Genomic DNA, 19,336 nt, shown 5'->3' on the forward strand with positions numbered 1-19,336 from the left:
TTTATTTTTTACGTAAAAAACTGTCGCACTAATTTTTTTTAGTGCGACAGCCCCTTTATTATAGGGGGGGGAAAAATTATGAAAAGAATTTGTGTATATTCCGGTTCAAATTCAGGCAACAATAAAAACTATAGTAAATATGCCCGATTACTTGGAAAAGAAATGACAAAAAAGCAAATAGATCTTGTATATGGCGGTTCTTCCACTGGACTTATGGGTGAAATTTCAGATGAAGTATATAAAAATGGTGGGAAAATTATAGGTGTAATTCCCCGAATATCTCTCCTGGAGGAAAAGACAAATAAGAATCTGACTAAACTCATTAAAGTAAAAAACATGAATGAGAGAAAGGAAAAAATGCTTGATCTTTCCGATGGATTCATAGCTCTTCCAGGTGGGCTTGGAACCTATGAAGAGTTATTTGATACTTTAAGCTGGGCAAGAATTGGAATTCACAAAAAGCCAATAGGACTGTTGAATATAGAACATTTTTTTGACCCACTTTTATCTATGCTTGAAAATGCACATAAGGAGGGATTTATAAGTTCCTACAGCATGAGGCTTATATTAGTTTCGGACAACCCTCATAAACTGATAAATAATATGGAATGCTATACTCCACCATGGAAATGAAACTAACTCCAAGTTTTAATCCATAGAAGATTATAATTGAACCACAGACTACATTCATAAGTCGTATTATTTTTTTATTAAATCTATATTTGAAGGTACTTACAACAGTGGTCAGCATAAAAAACCATATAATTGAAGCTGCACATACACCCAATATGAAAAATATACTATTATCCAATGAAAGTGAAATTCTAAATCCACCAAGTAAAAGAGATCCATCAATAATAGCCTGAGGATTTGCCCATGTTACAACAAAACTTGTAAATATTACTTCTATAAAATTGTTATATTTATTTTCCATGCATACGGACTTATCTGCTATGAGCTTTATACCGATGTATATAACTGCAATTGAGCCCATAAACAAAATAGCCAATTTAAAATAAAGAAACTTATCCATTATGGAACCAATTCCAAAGAAACATGCTATGGCAAGAGAACAGTCAAAAAACACAATGGCAGACATTATTATATATGCTCTACATTTTCCACAATTCAATGCTGAATTTATTACATACATATTCTGCACTCCTATTGGGGCAGTATAGGCAAATCCCAATATTAATCCACGTAAAAAATTTTCCATCAATATAATTTCCCCTCCTGTAAATCTTTCTTCAATTATATTGATTATCTGCCATTATGTCTTCAACCAAATTTAAAAAATTCTAGCCAACCAAAATTCAATATCCTTGTGATTTCATCATATTTCTAACTATACTTGATAGTTTTTCCAGGGCAAAATTCATCTGGGAATAGGATGCATAAGAATAGGAAATTCTTATAAATGAATTCTTTGAAAAATCATATATACTACCAGGGTTTATAAGTATTCCCTGTCTATATGCAGAAGAAAATAGCTTATCCATTGATATTTCAGAATTTATTTTCATCCATATGTAAAAACCGCCGCTGGGTTTTGTCCATGTTGCTATATCATGGAAGTACTTATCCAGCATATAAAGTGCAGCATCTCTTCTCTCCCTTATATTTTTACGGAGTGTCTCTACATATTTTTCATATAATCCACTTGATATCCATTCCGATACAGCAATTTGAGAAAGGGAACTTGCTCCATAATCTTCCTGCATTTTTATATCTCCAAGACGTTCTATAACCGGCTCCGGTCCTATAATCCATCCTATTCTAAATCCAGGCGCCAACGATTTCGATACCGTTCCCATATACAATACCGTTCCATTTGTATCCATTGATTTTAATGGAGGTGGTGGAACTTCATCCAGCCACAATTCCCTGTATGCATCATCCTCTATAATTGGCAGTCTATTTCTCATACATCCATCCATCAATTTTACTCTCCTGCTTAAAGTCATAACTATCCCCGTAGGGTTATGATAAGTTGGTATAGAATATAAAAGTGCTGTATTACGGCCAATTGAATCAGCAAGTTTTTCAATTTTTATACCGCTATTGTCCATTGGTATTCCCTTCAGATTTATTTGTAAAGATTGAAAAATATGAAGTGATTTCAAATATGACGGTTTTTCCACCATTACAGTTGAACCTTTCTGTAAAATTCCAGCGGAAATGAGCTGAAGTGCCTGGAGAGATCCAGACACAATTAAAATAGATTCCGGAGAAACATTTATTCCAAATTTTTTCACATATTCAGCTATTATGCTTCTAAGGCAAGAAGAACCTTTTGGTTCCTCATATCCAAGAGAATATATTTTATCTGAAATTCCATTAAGTACTTCTTTCATCGTGTCATGTGGAAATAGTTCTGGTGAAAGCTCTCCTGTACCAATTCGTATTATTCCATTCTCAAATTCAAGTTTATTTATAATTTGAATTGTATGTAAATTTGGTTTGTGAATACCATATTTTATATAATTATCCCAGTCAGGCCTCTTAATCGATGTCAGCAATGACCAGATATTATTGACAACTATAGTTCCCCTGCTGCCCATTCCTTCTATTAATCCCTCTGACTTCAACTCATCAAATGCCTCAACTACAGTACTTCTGTTTACATTAAATTTTTTCGCAAACTCTCTTTGAGTTGGAAGTTTTGTACCAATATTCCACTGTCCAGAAGATATTTTTTCCCTTACATAAAAAATTATCTGCCTATATATTGGAACAGAAGACTTTTTGTCCGGAACCTATTTCCCTATATTTCCATTCAAATAAACCACTTCTTTATTCTCCAATTATCTTGAAAAATTTTCACCATTTTTCGTAATGAATTATATCTTCCAGTTTTCTTCTGGCTCTCTGTTCAGGTACTTCATCAGCATATCCTATTGTAAGTATAGCTACAACATATTTATTATCAGGGACTTTCAAAGTCGGTCTTATATCTTTCTGGGTAAACCAGGCAACCCAGCAGGACCCTAGGCCAAGCTCCTGTGCTTCAAAGCACAATATGTTCAGCTGCAATAGCTGTATCCCTGATTATCTTTTTAAGGTCATCTTCAGAACTCATTTCATCCACAGCAGTAGAATCTTTAATTCGTGATTCCATATCACCTATACAAGCTATAAACACCGGAGCAGTTTTCATCCACTGTTGATTATGGCATACCATGGAAATTCTTTCTTTCATATCCTTTGATTTTATTACGATAAAATGCCACGGCTGAGTATTATTGCCTGAAGGTGCAAGCCTCGCAGATTCCAAAAGCCTATTTATGTCTTCATCAATTACTGGCTTATCTCTATACTTTCTTATACTTCTTCTCATTTGAATTTCCTTAATCAATTGGATCCACTCCCTTATATTATACAGCAGACAATCTTAGGCTAAATCTATTGCCTGTCATTTAATATAAGTGTAAATTAATTTGGATAATTTAATCTTTCATCAGATATATTCATAAGCACATCATCAAGATATCTCCTGCTCCAGTATTTTGCCATAGAAAGATTCATATCCAGATAATTACCGCAGTCTTTTGCAGCTGCTCCAGGTACATCTCCTTCAAAATCCACAATGAACTTATACATTTCCTTCAACAGATCTACTATATCACTTGATTCATAATCTCCTCCCAAAATAAGATAAAATCCAGTTCTGCAGCCCATAGGTCCAAAATATACTGTTTTAGAAGCATAGTCCTTGTGATTTCTTAAAAAAGTTGCTCCCAAATGTTCAATGGTATGAACTTCTGCAGTATTCATGACAGGTTCATCATTTGGGCTGGTCATTCTTATATCAAAAGTAGTAATAACCGCATCACCAAATTTATCTTTTCGTGAAACATACACACCAGGCTTTAGCTTAAGGTGATTCACTGTAAAACTTGCTATTTTTTCCATAACAGAATACCTCCTGTAAAAATAATTGTCATACTCTATAGATTATATTACAACTTTTTATAACTCAAGTAAATTGATAGCACAATATTAATTATTTATTTTATAACCTGGGCAAGTATCCTTGCCATATATTTCATTGAAGCTTTGGATTCTTCCGTAGTATTTATATCCGCTCCCACTTCCAGCAATATTGCATTATTGCTCTTGTCCTGATTGAAGTATCTGGTACCGTAATTATAGTAGCAAACTCCTTTTGATAATCCCGGATACAATTGATTTGACAAATTCACTATCTGATTTGCCAACGCCATATTTTTATCAAAATGAGGATTCTTTCTTGCCATGACAAGCATGAATTTGGACACATTTTCTCCGTTTACATTCACTGTAACTGAATTTTTATTTTCCGTAGCATCCCTGTGCATATCTATTACGAGCTTAAAATCTCCATATTTTTTCAGATATTTGTCCAAAGTAACAGAAGATCTTGCATAGCTTTGAGTATATGCTTCTGCATCATGCACAGTCTTGTCATTTATTGCAGATATACCATATTTATTGAGTTCCGCTACCAGCTGATCACCTACAGCGCAAACATTTTTTGTATCATCAAAACTATTAGGATCTCCTGGTTTATAACTTTCAGTAGTGTGGGTATGATATATAAGCACATCCGGTTTTTCCTTATTCATAGTTCTTTTTAGGCTTGGATCGAATGCACTAACTTTACTTTCTGAAACATTTGTGCTATTTCCTCTACTTAAATTTTCACTGCTACCTGCTTTAGCCACTTGTTTATTGTCGAGTTTGAATTCATCAATACCGTTGTTTGAAATATCCAATCCCAAGAAAGCCATTTCTTTTCCCAGTATGGAAAGAGGACTTTTAATATTTATATTGAAAATCTCCAGAGGTGAATTATCAAGAGAAAAACTGTTTTCAGCCATGTCATCTTCGTTGAAACAAGTAGCTTTAACTACCGGCATTGCATAATTCAACACCTGAACATAAAACATATTTCCTCTAACATTCTTATTGGTATTATTATTTGCCTCAACTAAATAAGGTAAAATTATTACAAATACAAGACTTATAATTAATGTTAATATTTCCAATTTTGGATTGTCTCTTCTACTAAACTTCCTATAATTCATATATTCGCTGCTTCAAATTTAAAAGCGGCTTCCCTCCCCTTCATTAGTTTGTACATTTATTCCCATCAATTAATTTATATGATATAAAATTATATTAAATTACTAACAATCCAAAATTAAATATATAAATACCGTAATCGGAATAGTAAATATCAAACCTATACTGCTGGCAAAAGTCTTTATTATATCGCAGGCAATCATATCCTGGTTAACTATATCCATAAATGTACTGTTATTTGCCATATATCCTAGTACCAAACATATTGCACCACTTATATATGCCAATATAAGTGTTGTAGCCATAGTACCCATAATATCCCTTCCAACACTCATTCCCGCTTTTATTATTTTTCCACGTGATATATTAGGATTGTTTTCCTTCAATTCTTTCATAGTTGAGGCTATAGACATACTTACATCCATAACTGCTCCCAATGTACCTATAAGTATTGATCCAAATAAAATTGCTTTAAAATTAAGTTGATTTTTTAATGGTGCATCCATAAGAAGTTGTGCCTCACCTGTTCCAACTCCTAAAACTCTGGTTGAATTTATTGACATAAAAGACATGATGCCGGATATAATAACACCTCCACTGGTCCCTAAAATTGCGGCAGTAGTTTTATTATTAAACCCGCTCACTATAACTAAATTAATAATCGTTATAACTATGCAAATTGATATGGAAAGAGTTATTGGATTATGCCCCTGTAGAATCAATGGTAAGAACACCTTTAATATAATTAAACACGTTATTCCAAGTGTCAATAGCGATTTTATTCCCTTAAATCCACCAATTAAAACCATTGAAAGTATAAAAAATAAAAGTAGATGAGAAAGGGATTTGGCTCTTACCAACTGATATATACTTGCTGAATTTATACTGCCATTTGCATCCTCACTTGTTGATAGAAATACTTCATCACCAACCTGATATTCTATATTATCAGGCTTTGATGTTTGCATGTCATGCGTAACATTTACTTTCTCTCCTGAGTGCTTTCCCTCTGTTATCTTTATTTTTAAAATCTGTTCTTTTATCACAAGAGTTTTATTTTCTGTATTTATATCATTTTTATTTTTAACTGTAGATTCTATAACCTTGGCTCTAACAAGATTTGAATTCGTACCTGAAGCATTTTCTGTTCCGCTGATACCATCAGCCTCTACAAGAATAGGACGCATAATAAATATTAATATAAATACTGCCGTAAAAATATATCTATGTAATTTCTTAAACAATATTATCACCTCTTAATTTAATATTTAATAGCCTTGAGCATAACTCTAAGGCACTCATTTCTCTAGCCCGATAAGGGCTATTTTTTTCTATCACTAAAATTTATATCATAGGATTTCCTCAACTTTTGTCGAATTTTTAAAATATCACATAATAAAAACACTAAAAGGAGGAAATCTCTATGTACCAACGTCAAGAAATCTTTAATATAATTGAGCTTTTCACTTCACAAAACACAATAAACTTCTACACAGATATTTTTGAAAATATTAATTTATCTTCATTACCCGATAGGGTTCCTTCCAAATACGGACCTGTCGGTTTCTCAAGACACGCTCTTTTCAGAGCTTTTATAGTCATGAAATGTGAGAAGTTTGCTCAAATTACTGATCTTAAAGATTTTTTAGAAAATAATTTAATCATTGCACAACTTTGTGGCTTTGACATTCTTAAACCACTTCCTTCATACAGGACCTTTCAAAGGTTCATAAAGAATATCGAAAACTCTTGTTTGAAAGAAATTATGAAACATCAGGTAAATACTCTCAAGAAACTTGGCTTTATAGACAACAACTTTATATCTGTTGATACAACTCCAGTTAAAGCAAACACTAAACTTAATAACCCTAAATGCTTCGCATCAAACAAATTTTCAAAGAAGAATAATCCAAAGTCTGATAAAGATTGTAAACTTGGAGTACATACTGCAAATAATTCCATGAACGTTAAAATCAATGATAACTCCAATAAATCAAGTAAGAAATATGAATTTTACTGGGGTTATAAAAACCACGTTATCTGTGATGCAATATCCGGACTCCCTATAGATGAATATACAAGTACTGCTGATATCAATGAAATTTCTACCTTGACTAAATTTCTTTCAGGTACAAATAGCTGGTTTTCACTTAATGGAAGTTATGTTGTCGCAGATAAAGGCTATGATTCAAAGTTAAATCATAATTTTATAAAAAACAACTTGAAAGGTCTTGCCTTTATTGCCATTAACAAAAGAGGGAAAAAAAATCCTAAATTAACTTCCACTGGCAACATTATTTGTCAAGGCGGTCTAGCCATGCATAAAGATGGACGACAGTATTTTGATTCATACATCAAGCAAAAATTTTGCTGCCCATTTAAAAAATCTAAAGATGATTCACTGTGTCCCTGCAAACATGAAAAATATTTCAATGGCAGGAAAAACAGAGGATGTATCCGTTATATCAGCAAAGGTACTGACTACAGGGCTTCAATTAATCATGAGTCTAAATTTTTTAAAACCATCTACAGCCTGAGGACAGAATCTGAAAGATATAATTCCAGATGGAAAAAGCTTAATAACGAAAGAGCTTATGTCAGAAATATAAATTCTGTATCAAACTTAAATACTGTAGGACATATATGCCTTCTGACAACTGCGATAGCAGCTATAAAATCTGGTAACTCTGATAAAACCAGATCCCTATCGGGATTAAAAAGAATAGCTTAATTTAAAACCTATTATTTTTTAGCATCAACTTTTACCCTAGGGATACTCTGCCAATTTTTATATTGTAATTAATTGTAAAGTATATTTTTCATAAAAAGCTGTAATTTTTATTCTTCAATCAATAATATTTCCTTTTTCTTGTATTTAATTTTTTAGTTATGTTCATGTCTAAATATTTAATAAATATTATTCGATGATATATTAAATATAACTTTCCAATATGTTAAAAAATACTTAATTTCATTTTAAAAAATAAAGCATCAGTATATGAGATGTAATTTACATCTCATATACTGATGCTTTATGCAATAACTAATTCAACTATCTGGTTGTCCAACAACAACATCAATATTATTTTTTTGTGAACTTTTCCCCTCTATCTCTATTATAAGTTTATACGGAACACATATTACACTTTCACCAGGTTCTGATATCCATCCCATTTTCATTCCTATTTTTTGAGGGCTATCAGAATCTGAAATACGAATCTTTCCTTTTTCAACTTCAACCTTGTTAAAATGAATCTTATCATACTTTACAGTAAATTCATAGTTATATTTTACTTTATCTAAATCTATAATTTTTGTTATTTTGCCATTCTCTTTTATAACAGCAATTTTATGCAATTTATATCCATATCCCTTATATAGAACAGTTGCCATTATACTTACAATAATTAATATACTTATAAATACAGCTGCAATTTTATCTCCTTTTTTCATATAAACCTCACCTATTTTTATATAATACTTTATATTATATAAATGTCAATACGTATTTTTGTATTTATTGACAAAATTTATTTTCTCATGTATCATATATGTAAATGCAACTTAGTTGCATTTACATATATTTTTAAGGGGGAACCAGAATGTTCAAAAAAAATAGGTTATCTATATTAAGCATAGCTCTTACATGTATTATATTCATTTTTTCTGGATGCGGTAATGCAAACAAAACAAATACAGAAAATGGAAATCAATCTAAAATAAAAGTAGTTGTATCCTTCAATGCAATGAGAGAATTTGCATCAGCTATTGGAAAAGATAAAATAAATATTACAACAATGATCCCAAACGGTACCGAGCCTCATGATTTTGAGCCAACTGCAAAAGATCTCAAGGCTTTAAACGGTGCAGATATATTTGTATATAGTGGATTAGGAATGGAATCATGGAAAGATGACGTTATAAATTCTTCGGGAAATAAAAATTTAATTGTAGTAGATGCATCAAAAGGGTCAAATCCAATAAAGAATACTGATTCCGACGAAATAAAAGAACATGGTGAATATGATCCTCATCTATGGATAAGCTTAAAGGGTGCCGAAATTCAATCAAAAAATATAAAGGATGCTTTGATAAAAGCAGATCCTTCAAACAAAACCTATTATGAAAAAAATTATGAAGATTTTTCAAAGCAGTTGAACGATCTCTACAATGAGTATACTAAAAAATTTGATTCAGTAAAGAATAAGAATTTTGTAACAGGTCATGCAGCTTTCGCGTATCTGTGCAGGGATTACAGCTTAAAACAAAATAGTGTAGAAGGTGTATTTGCTGAAGGTGAGCCCTCACCTAAAAAGCTTCAAGAATTAGTAGATTATTGCAAGGAAAATAAAATCAAGACCATATTTGTAGAAGATATGGTAAGTCCTAAAGTTTCCAATACACTTGCTAAAGAAGTTGGTGCCAAAGTTGAAAAAATATATACAATTGAAAGTAAAGAGGACAATAAAAACTATATTCAAAGCATGAAAGATAATCTTGAAATGATTTATAATAGTTTGAAATCCAATTAAAAATTTAATATTATTACCAGGGAAATAATGTATATAATAATTTTAATCAATCCAAAATATGATATAATACAAACGTATTATATTTTTAATGGAGGAAAAAAAATGAGTAATGCTGATAAACAATATTTAGACATTGTAGAAAATATACTGGAAAATGGGTACTATTCTCAAAATAGAACAGGTATAGCTACATTTAAACTTCCCCACCAGATCATGCAGTTTGATCTTTCAAAAGAATTTCCCATATTGACTACAAAATTTGTAGCTTTTAAAACCGCTGTAAAAGAACTATTGTGGATATACAAAGATCAATCAAATGATGTAACAAAGCTGCAGAAGCAAAATGTACATATATGGGATGAATGGATGATGGAAGACGGTACAATAGGAAAAGCCTATGGATATCAGATTTCAAAATTCAAGCAAATTGATAGATTAATAACTACTCTTAAAACAGATCCTCAGAACAGAAGAATGATTATGTCCATGTGGAACATTGAAGATCTACCTGATATGTCACTTCAACCTTGTTGCTATGAAACTCTATGGGATGTTGAAAATAAAAAACTTAACTGCATGTTGGTACAGCGAAGTGGGGATTTTCCTCTTGGAGTTCCATTTAACATGTGCCAATACGCAGTTCTCGTTCACTTAATAGCACAAGTTACAGATCTTACACCGGGCTTGTTTACACATATTATAAACAATGCTCATATTTATGAGAATGAAGTAAAGGGAATGAAATTACAGCTTACAAGGAGAGACAATGCATATAATGCACCTAACCTTTGGATAAATCCTGAAATAAAAAATTTTTATGATTTTTCTATCGATGATATCAAGCTCATAAATTATAAGCACCATGAAAAGATTAGTATGGAGGTAGCTATCTAATGCTAAGCATAATCGCAGCACTTAATCAAAATAACATAATAGGAAGAGATAATAAACTTATATGGCATATACCTGGAGACCTGAAGAGATTCAAATTTATAACATCCGGTAAAACCATGGTAATGGGAAGAAAAACCTTTGAATCTCTTCCTGGAATACTTCCAGATAGAAACCATATAGTTATAACCAGAGATACAAGCTACTCTGTAGCTGACAAGCGAGTAAAAATAATTCACAACATCAATGAAATTCTAAAATATACAGATTCTATTGAAGAGGTTTTTGTAATAGGTGGTGGTGAAATTTATAGGCAGCTAATTCCATATTGTAATAGATTATATTTAACTAAAATAATATCCTCTGAAAGTGGCGATACTTATTTCCCTGGATTTAACATTAACAATTATAGTATAATTGAGTATGAAAAGCACTGTGAGAATGACATTAAATACAGTTTTATAACTTTTGAAAAAAGGCCTTAATATATATGGAAAATAAGAATGGATATATTAAACTTACAAATTTAACATATCCATTCTTATTTTCCGTATTTATCGAATTTTATTGTCAATAAAATTTATAGATCGGCAAAACAATTTTTACATTATCATGTTTCTATTTTTTTCCCCTTATCTTTTAAATAATTGAGCAAATCCATCTTATTTCTATTTATAACTAATTCTTCTGGCATATCAATATCTTTTAGCATTTTTAATGCAGCATCAAAATTACCAATATGAAAACAACAATGAGCATCACTATTCAGTATTATTCTTACACGATATTCCTTACATAATCTTGCTACCTTCGTGCATATTTTTTCACTTCCCGCTCTTGACCTTACAAAAGAACTGTTATTTATTTCAATAAGAACATTTTTCTCTTTTGCTTTTTTAATCAAAGCCTCTTCATCAATTGGGAAGCTTGGATTACCACAGTGTCCTATAATATCTATTCTCGGATTGTCCATTACATTCAAGAAAGCTTTAGTGTTCAAATCTATGTTTTTATTTGGCTTCATCACAGGGTCATGCAAACTTGCTATAATGATATCGAGCTTTTCCTGTGTTTCCAATGGCAAATCAATATTGCCATTATAATCAACAATATTTGCTTCAGAACCATAAAGCATTGTAACGCCAAAAATTTCTCTTGGAAGGACTTTGAGATTTTCAAAATACCATCTATGCGGTGCATCCGGCATGCTTGGTGCATGATCTGTAGTTCCTAAAATTTCAAGTCCTATTTTACTTGCATATCTGGCATTTTCCAATAGCGTAGTATAAGCATGTCCACTCGCTATGGTATGTGTATGTACATCAACAGGATATTTCATAAATCAATACCTACCTTTCATCCCTAAAACTACTAAGATACATTTAAATTATACCATAAAATAATGCTATGATTCACAATAGCTATATATCTACTTCATTACATCTTTCACTAAAATTTTATCCAATGCAATAAGTGCGGCACCCAATGCTCCTATTATCTGAGGTTCTTCTGGTATAAATATTCTCCTGCCGAGTTTTTCCTCAATACATCTTACCACTCCAATATTTTTGGCAACCCCACCTGTCATCATATATCCATCTTTTTTACCAATTCTATTTACAAGTGATACTGTTTTTGATGCAACAGCCTTGTTAAGTCCATGAATTATATCTGATATTTCCTTATTCTGTGCAACAAGTGATACAACTTCCGATTCTGCAAATACAGTACACATACTGGTTATATCTATATCTTCTTTCCAATTTAAAGATTTTTCTCCCATTTCATCCAGTTGAATTTCAAGAGTTCGGCTCATCATCTCAAGAAATCTTCCAGTACCTGCCGCACACTTGTCGTTCATGGCAAAATCAATGACATTTCCCCTGTCATCCATTCTTATAACTTTACTATCCTGTCCACCTATATCAATTATTGTCCTTATTGAATCATTCAAAAAATAGGCCGCTTTTCCATGACACGTTATCTCAGTTATTTCCTCATCTGAAAAAGGTATACTGACACGGCCATATCCTGTAGATACTATTCTAGATAATTTGTCTATGCCAATATCAAGCTTTTTTAAGGCTTCTTTCATTGCATTTTCCGCTCCATTTTGACTTTTAGCTCCTGTACCCACTACTGAATAGGATAATATTTTTCTATCCTTATTGATTATTACTACATTGGTAGACGTTGAACCACTGTCTATGCCAGCTACCAGAACATCTTCACCTATATTTACATGAGTATAATTTTTTTCTTTTGATTTATTCTTAGTCTTAATAGTCTCAATAAATGCTTCTATTCTTGTTTTCATCTGTCCATTGCCTTCCTCTATATAATCTGTTTCTATTTTCAACATTGGTACTGAAACTGAATCTTTGAGTTTTGCATACTCAAATGAATAGGCATCACAGAATTTTGTGGTATGATATACTATTCCATCAACATCTTCAAGATTTTCATTCAAAATTTTTATCCTTTCTCTGTTATCCACCATTCTCATACACGGGAATGAGTTCAGCAAGAAAGATGAATACCCAAGTAAAAAATCTTCATTTTTTAAAAGCCTGGTTGATCTTTCAAAATTTCCCGTACAGGTAAAGTTAAAATCTACAGAGGCCCCTGCATCCTCAATCTGCTTAACCGTGGATTCCCTTATTCTTGATCCCATAATAGCAATATTTATATTTGAAGATTCAAAGTTTCTTTTAGCACTGTGGGAATTTACTCTATTTATAAATTTATCTTCATCAAATCTTTTTCCTGTAAATTGTTCCATGAAATTTATAAATTTCTCAATTTGTTTTTTCATGAGCAAATCCGAAGCTCTATTCCTTTTTCTAGGCACATCTATCATGTATACAAATTTAAATTTAGAATTATCCTTCATAACATCATACAATCTTTTTATGCTATCACAGCAATTTACAAGAACAACATTATAAATATTTGAATCAATACACTCCTCAAGAACTGCTTTTGCATAAGTGCATATATTTGGATGCATGATAGTTTCTGTATTGTTGAAATTTCTTACATGTGGATCGATTTTTACAACACTTTCATCAAATGCCTCTATAATTTGAATAGGTGTATATTTACATACATAACCTATCATTTCATCACCCCGAATCTATTGTCCAATATTTCCACGAATGCTTCAACTCTTGTTTTTATTTGTCCTTCATGGGCATTCCTTCTATCAACACCATCACCATCAATGGATAGATAAGGTATATTCTTTTCTTTTAGCGCTTTTTTCAAGAGCATCGTTCCTCCGCTGCATTCCTTGCATCCAAAGGAACAGAAATTTATAACGCCATCAGTATTGAAATCTTCAGTCATTTTTACTATGTTTTCAATCTTTTTATTAAAAGGTCCATTGAGTTTATTTTGAATAAATCTCCTGGCAACAGCTTCATATGGATGTTTATAGTCCATTTCGTCCATATTGTCAAAATTGTAGTCACAGGCCAAAAGCTGATAATCTGGATTCAAATTAAGAAAACTTTTAAAGGTTTCACTGTAAAATGGCATTATATGGCTCCACAAAATTCTCTTTCCACTAAAATCAGGATAATTTTCTATATCCTCTGATTGCATCCTATAGAAATCAAGTACATCTTTTCTGCCTATACCAAGATGTGACGCAAATAATCTGTACATTTCAAGTGTAAGAGTATTGGGATAGTACTTTCTCATAAGACTCTTATAGAACTTACGCATGTACCTTTTTGTATCATTTTCAACTTTTATTATATCCATGAATTTTTCTTCAGAAAACACTCTCTTCGTTATATCCTGGATAAATTCCACCAATTCATGAAGCTGATCTACAACATATCTCTCGGTATCCTCATTATATTCATAAGGTATATCCATATAATAATAGGGTATGTTGTACTTGTCTGAAACATATCTAATAGTATTTAAATTTCCATCACATATCATCGACGACGTTATGGCAAATTTGGGTTTTGGAACGACTCCTGCTTCCACTGCTCCTATAAATGCCTTGTGATAACTGCAGAGGGTATCTGAAATACCACACCTTTCAGCATAATCTATAAATATATCTTCACATTGAGTTCCTGAAAGGAAAGAAGAAAATCCTTCAATAAGAAATGGGTTTATATTAAAAACGTGCAGTATTTCTACAGGTGAAAATATAGTTACAAGTCCTGAATTTTCAGGGAATTCAAGGGGATTAAGTATAAAATCAAGACAGAGCTCATTTAAATAATTAAGTGAAGCGGAAATATTTTTATCCTTGAACTTCGAAACCAGGAATTTCTCTATAGAAAATCCCATCTTCAACAATTTCAACACCCTGGATGGATTGTGTATATTTTTCTTTATGTATTTTCCATAAGATTTAACTAAATCCATTTTAAGACCTCTTTCAAACAAACGTTAATTATTGCTTTTAAGTTATCAGATACAATATAAATTGTCAATATTATATGCTAATCTATATCTTAAATCTTCCAATTCACTAGATCGTTCTGCCAATTTTCTAACTTTCTCTGCTGCTATTGCAAAAACTTTTAAATAACTTTAATTTTAAGCGAAAATTAAATGAACCATTTAGTAGATATATCTATCTAATTAGTGTAAAGCAAAAAAGTAGCGCTACAGTTTGCTAAGAAAGGTAGGAAATCAATTGAATAAAGATACATTTATATCCAATGTTCTTGAGGCCGAATCTACTTTATATCGTATATCTAAGTCAATTTTGATTCATGAGCAAGATTGTGAGGATGCAGTTCAGGAGGCAATTTTAAAGGCCTATAATAAATTAGATACACTAAAAAAAGAACAATATTTTAAAACGTGGCTAGTTAGAATACTTATAAATGAATGTTATAGTTTGAAACGTAAAGAATGTTTACGGGTACCTTATGAAGAATACTTTGAATCTTCCAAAGTTAATGATAAAAATGACTACAGCGAATTATATTTGGCTATTCAGAATTTACCAGAACGTATTCGCATTACAATTGTTCTTTATTATGTAGAGGGATATTCAGTAGAAGAAATTAAAGGGATTTTAGAAATACCTGCAGGAACTGTAAAAAGTAGATTGGCAAAAGGACGAAATTTATTAAAAATAAAGCTGGAGGATATGGAGGTAAATTATGAATAACTATGATTGGAATAATGTCTTTCCCGATACACCTGAAGGTTTTAAAAACAAGGTAAATGCAACATTAACTAGTTTACCAGATAAAAGGGAGAATAATAAAATGGAAAATATAAAAGTATTTAAAAAAGGATCGATTAAGAAAAAAATCCTGGTTGGCTTGGCAGCTACTATGGTAATAGGAACAACTGTATTTGCTGCAGGTAAAATATCTTCTATAACTTCACATTCAAGTGGTATACCAACATATACTACTATACCTACAGTAGAACAGGTGGAGAAGAAACTTAAATTTAATCCTAAATTAATCAATAATTTTGACAATGGGTATACTTTTGTAAATGGAGTTATTGTAGATAATGAGGGAACTGATGATAAAGGTAACTTTGCAGGAAAAACAAAATCTCTAGATTTTACTTATACAAAAGGGAATGATAAATTAAGTCTCTATATGGAAAATGGAAGGTTGGGTGAAAGATCAAAGAGAGATACTGTTATTGCTAATTATAATGGTATAGATTTATATTATTATTCATATGCTGACAAGCTAGTGCCAGAAAATTATAAAATGACAGAACAAGATAAAAAGGATGAATTATCTGGTAAATATGTATTTAGTTACGGACCTGATTCTGATAGGGAAAAAATCTCTCAAGTTCAATATTTAAATTGGATGCAGGATGGAATTAACTATTCTTTTTTAGCATCTGATTCTAATATATCAAAAGATGAATTGGTTAAAATGGCACATCAGGTTATCAATACCAAATAAAAACGGTAGTCATAATGATTTTTAATGTCATTATGGCTACTGCTTTATAAAGTATATATTTAAATTTTTTTAATAATTATGCAAGACATTATTATATATATCCTCGATTAAGTTCAGTCCTCCACTATAGCCTAAATAATTGGTATTGAGAACAAGATTATTTAGTATTGGAACAGAAATATTCAATTCATAGGCACCCAGCTCAGAAACTATATCTTTATCCCAAAAGCTTCCAATAATTAACGGTTTTTGATTTCTGCGATCATAATTTCTTATACCATCATGAATCCTTCCACCATCAGTTTCAAATATAACTTCAGCGGAAGTAGTTTCTAAAGAAGTTTTAAACTGATTTTTTATAAGATCTTGATATTGTTTTGGTGTATTCTCCGTAATATATTGTTGAGCCGGTACAAGCCCAAGCTCGTTTACTAAAAATTTATTTATACCTATGGCATAGAAAGAATCTGTAATTGTAAAAAACCTGTGGACTAAATCATAACGAAATTCCACAAAAAAATCAGCTGATCTTTCTAAATAGTAATAATAATTTTTTTCCTCCGATTTTATAAAATTTTCTGTTTTACTTACATCTAAATTTCCAAATTCTGTTACAGACCTCAAAAATTTAGTTGTTTCCTTTGCTCCTATAGGAACTATTGGATAATATAAATATGGAGTCCCATATTTATTTTTCAATAATTTCGCAGTTTTTAGACCTAACCAGGGTGACAACACAATATTAAACTGAGCATTAGGAATAGTTCTCCATTCATCGACACCATTGGATCTCGGTCCAAAAAGTATATTTACCTCCAATCCAATTCCATTCAATAATTTTTTTATTTCTGATAAATTTCCAGCCCAAAATGGATCTTGATATGGAATTGATGACCATACATTGACCAATCCCCTTTTCACTTTTGGCTGAACATCTCCTATAAACTGATTTATGATTGCCTCAATAACCAATTCATGTCCTATATAATTTGTACCTTTAAATCCTCCTGTTTCTGCATAAACTATAGGGATTCCCTTATTTTGATATTCGGAAACTACTTTTCCTACATCATCACCTATAATATCCGAAGTACATCCAGTAAGTACAACAAAAAGGTCTCCCTTTAGAACTTTAATAGTTCCATCTATGACTTCTCTTAACCTTTTCTCGCCTCCAAATACAACTTCTCTTTCCGAGCTATTTGTACAAGGTATCGTACACCTTGATAACCTGAATTAAAGCTTATGGCACTATAAATTTTTTCACTGCATCCAGGTCCAGAATTTAGAATTGGTACTGCTCTATTTATAGCTAAAACAGTTTGCTGTGCTCCTATTGCACAAACATATCTTGGCTGTTCAATCATTTCTGCCATTTTTATTTTACCTCCTTTAAATCAAAATTATATTTACACTCTAACTTTTTCCTTATCTTTCAAGAAAAAATATGGATCTTGATTCATCCACCAGTCCGTATATGGAAGTTCTGAATGTTCTGCAACATTTTTAACAAATTCATCATTTTCAAGTAAGTCCTCAACTTTTTCTCCAAAATTTATCAATCCTTGATAGGCAAAGCTAAGATTCTCATTTGCCCAGAGAAGTGTCGGTACTCCAAATTTTATACCCCATACCGCCATACCTGGATGCCTTGTTATACATACATCAGGCCTTATTCTATTCAAAACATTTATAAATTCAAATGTTTGTTTATTTGATACATCATAATTTGGTATATCACCATAATTTTTAACAACAAAATCTAAAGTATCTGCATTTACATCTCCATTGTCATAAATTGGATCATGATGATATACACAAGCACCTACTACATTTATCCCCAATTCATTCAATAATGTAGCAATTATATGTCCATATGCAGCACCAGCTGTAACATAACCTGTTTTTCCCTTAAATTTATTCCTTAACCTCTCCAGCTGAGGTGCTATCCTTTCTTTCTCAGATTTTATTAATTTTTCTACTTCGCTTTCTTTAGCAGTTACCCTACCAATTTCCCTAAGCCATGCATCTGTTCCAATTATGCCATAGGGCTGAGAAACCTTTATTTCAGGAACCCCATATTCCTGTTCCAGACCAGCAGCTAAATAAGTACCCAATGTAGAACATATTTGTGCCGTTGCAGTAGCTTCAGAAAGTTTTGATAATTGTTCGATTGTGGAAAAAGGGGCTACATAATTAGGCTTTATTCCTATTTTATCTAACAAATAGGAGAAATCACCATATCCATTATTTCCCCAAAAGCTTACTACATTAAGAACATCTTTTTTCTTCTCCACAGGTGGTTTTACTATTTTTCTCAAAATTCCATGAAAAGCTGCATCAAAGCCTGTAGTCCAAACCCTGGATTTAAACCCTTCACAAGAAATATATACCACAGGTATACCAAGTTTTTTTTCTGCACTTACCGCTATAGATTCTACATCATCTCCTATAATACCAGAGGCACAGGATGTAGTTATAAATATCGCCTTGGGATTGAACCTTTCAAAAACATCCTTTATAGTCTTTTTAAGCTTCAAGCCTCCACCATATATAGTGTCTTTTTCCTGTAAGTTAGAGCTTACTGCATTTATATTTTTTACTTTTAAATTTCTCTCTACCTGCCCTACCTTGTTGGTAAATGCAAACATTGAAAAGTCTCCTGAACATCCTATGGGTCCATGCTGTATTACTACAGCATCCTGTATCATTAAAAGCTGACACAAAGCCTTATTGGCCGCACATCCTGCACATTGGCTAAAGCTTCGACTTTTTTCTTTGAGCTTGCCACATCTGGCCTCTTTAACCAAACCTTTTGCAGTTCCACAAAATCCGGTAATCGATCCTATTCTCTTTTCCCTAATTGCTACTTCAGGTATTTTTAAATTAATTTTCATACATATCATCCCTTTTCAAATTATATCTATA

Annotated in this window: 17 protein-coding genes and 2 pseudogenes; 7 read left to right on the forward strand and 12 right to left on the reverse strand. The window is 31.8% G+C overall.

Features of this window, described 5'->3' with window-relative positions; genetic code table 11:
- Window positions 1–78 precede the first annotated feature (78 nt).
- Complete coding sequence (locus tag ACSVC9_RS07520) at window positions 79–633, forward strand: LOG family protein (protein ID WP_446899718.1); 555 nt, start codon at window positions 79–81, stop codon at window positions 631–633.
- On the opposite strand, the gene ACSVC9_RS07525 is transcribed toward ACSVC9_RS07520, so the two are convergent.
- The 6 genes and pseudogenes from ACSVC9_RS07525 to ACSVC9_RS07550 form a co-directional block, all read right to left on the reverse strand.
- A complete protein-coding gene (locus ACSVC9_RS07525) occupies window positions 563–1,219 on the reverse strand; it encodes a LysE/ArgO family amino acid transporter (protein WP_446899719.1) in 657 nt (218 codons plus the stop codon). The two genes, ACSVC9_RS07520 and ACSVC9_RS07525, sit on opposite strands and share 71 nt — an antisense overlap.
- 97 nt (window positions 1,220–1,316) lie before the next feature.
- Window positions 1,317–2,732 (reverse strand): aminotransferase-like domain-containing protein, encoded by a 1,416-nt coding sequence (locus ACSVC9_RS07530; protein ID WP_446899825.1) that lies wholly within the window; start codon window positions 2,730–2,732, stop codon window positions 1,317–1,319.
- Window positions 2,733–2,823: 91 nt separating this feature from the next.
- Window positions 2,824–3,358, reverse strand: a pseudogene (locus ACSVC9_RS07535) (nitroreductase family protein).
- Window positions 3,359–3,435: 77 nt separating this feature from the next.
- Window positions 3,436–3,915 (reverse strand): S-ribosylhomocysteine lyase, encoded by a 480-nt coding sequence (locus ACSVC9_RS07540; protein ID WP_446899720.1) that lies wholly within the window; start codon window positions 3,913–3,915, stop codon window positions 3,436–3,438.
- Between the two features lie 95 nt (window positions 3,916–4,010).
- Window positions 4,011–5,069, reverse strand: coding sequence for a stage II sporulation protein P (locus ACSVC9_RS07545; protein ID WP_446899721.1), 1,059 nt, complete (start codon window positions 5,067–5,069; stop codon window positions 4,011–4,013).
- 102 nt (window positions 5,070–5,171) lie between these two features.
- Window positions 5,172–6,311 (reverse strand): YibE/F family protein, encoded by a 1,140-nt coding sequence (locus ACSVC9_RS07550; protein ID WP_446899722.1) that lies wholly within the window; start codon window positions 6,309–6,311, stop codon window positions 5,172–5,174.
- Window positions 6,312–6,490: 179 nt separating this feature from the next.
- Between ACSVC9_RS07550 and ACSVC9_RS07555 the strand changes: the two genes are divergently transcribed.
- Window positions 6,491–7,798 carry a transposase gene (locus ACSVC9_RS07555; protein ID WP_446897050.1) on the forward strand — a complete coding sequence of 436 codons (1,308 nt, stop codon included), beginning with the start codon at window positions 6,491–6,493 and terminating at the stop codon, window positions 7,796–7,798.
- 317 nt (window positions 7,799–8,115) lie between these two features.
- Here ACSVC9_RS07555 and ACSVC9_RS07560 read toward each other — a convergent pair whose 3' ends face one another.
- A complete protein-coding gene (locus ACSVC9_RS07560) occupies window positions 8,116–8,520 on the reverse strand; it encodes a NusG domain II-containing protein (RefSeq protein WP_446899723.1) in 405 nt (134 codons plus the stop codon).
- 149 nt (window positions 8,521–8,669) lie between these two features.
- Here ACSVC9_RS07560 and ACSVC9_RS07565 point away from each other — a divergent pair, with 149 nt between their 5' ends.
- The 3 genes from ACSVC9_RS07565 to ACSVC9_RS07575 all read left to right on the forward strand — a co-directional run bounded on the left by ACSVC9_RS07565 (window position 8,670) and on the right by ACSVC9_RS07575 (window position 10,975).
- Window positions 8,670–9,599 (forward strand): metal ABC transporter substrate-binding protein, encoded by a 930-nt coding sequence (locus tag ACSVC9_RS07565; protein ID WP_446899724.1) that lies wholly within the window; start codon window positions 8,670–8,672, stop codon window positions 9,597–9,599.
- A gap of 102 nt (window positions 9,600–9,701) precedes the next feature.
- On the forward strand, window positions 9,702–10,493 hold the full coding sequence (locus ACSVC9_RS07570) for a thymidylate synthase (protein ID WP_446899725.1): 792 nt from the start codon (window positions 9,702–9,704) through the stop codon (window positions 10,491–10,493).
- Window positions 10,493–10,975: a dihydrofolate reductase gene (locus ACSVC9_RS07575; RefSeq protein ID WP_446899726.1), complete on the forward strand. Its 483-nt coding sequence runs from the start codon at window positions 10,493–10,495 to the stop codon at window positions 10,973–10,975. Before ACSVC9_RS07570 ends, ACSVC9_RS07575 begins: the two co-directional genes overlap by 1 nt.
- 125 nt (window positions 10,976–11,100) lie before the next feature.
- Here ACSVC9_RS07575 and ACSVC9_RS07580 read toward each other — a convergent pair whose 3' ends face one another.
- The 3 genes from ACSVC9_RS07580 to ACSVC9_RS07590 form a co-directional block, all read right to left on the reverse strand.
- Entirely contained in the window at window positions 11,101–11,829 is a 729-nt protein-coding gene (locus ACSVC9_RS07580; protein ID WP_446899727.1) for a PHP domain-containing protein, read from the reverse strand.
- A 90-nt stretch (window positions 11,830–11,919) separates the two neighbouring features.
- Window positions 11,920–13,611, reverse strand: a complete 1,692-nt coding sequence (locus ACSVC9_RS07585; protein WP_446899728.1) for an acyl-CoA dehydratase activase — start codon at window positions 13,609–13,611, stop codon at window positions 11,920–11,922.
- On the reverse strand, window positions 13,608–14,882 hold the full coding sequence (locus ACSVC9_RS07590; protein WP_446899729.1) for a 2-hydroxyacyl-CoA dehydratase subunit D: 1,275 nt from the start codon (window positions 14,880–14,882) through the stop codon (window positions 13,608–13,610). The genes ACSVC9_RS07585 and ACSVC9_RS07590 overlap by 4 nt, the downstream gene beginning before the upstream one ends.
- A gap of 274 nt (window positions 14,883–15,156) precedes the next feature.
- On the opposite strand from ACSVC9_RS07590, the gene ACSVC9_RS07595 reads away from it, so the two are divergent.
- Together ACSVC9_RS07595 and ACSVC9_RS07600 are read left to right on the forward strand one after the other, a co-directional pair.
- Window positions 15,157–15,639: an RNA polymerase sigma factor gene (locus tag ACSVC9_RS07595; protein ID WP_446899730.1), complete on the forward strand. Its 483-nt coding sequence runs from the start codon at window positions 15,157–15,159 to the stop codon at window positions 15,637–15,639.
- Complete coding sequence (locus ACSVC9_RS07600) at window positions 15,632–16,408, forward strand: hypothetical protein (RefSeq protein WP_446899731.1); 777 nt, start codon at window positions 15,632–15,634, stop codon at window positions 16,406–16,408. Before ACSVC9_RS07595 ends, ACSVC9_RS07600 begins: the two co-directional genes overlap by 8 nt.
- Before the next feature lie 69 nt (window positions 16,409–16,477).
- Here the strand turns inward: ACSVC9_RS07600 and ACSVC9_RS07605 are convergent.
- Window positions 16,478–17,784 (reverse strand): annotated as a pseudogene (locus tag ACSVC9_RS07605) (nitrogenase component 1).
- A gap of 33 nt (window positions 17,785–17,817) precedes the next feature.
- Window positions 17,818–19,305: a nitrogenase component 1 gene (locus ACSVC9_RS07610; protein ID WP_446899732.1), complete on the reverse strand. Its 1,488-nt coding sequence runs from the start codon at window positions 19,303–19,305 to the stop codon at window positions 17,818–17,820.
- Window positions 19,306–19,336 lie beyond the last annotated feature (31 nt).

This window comes from Clostridium sp. LBM24168 (assembly GCF_052953915.1).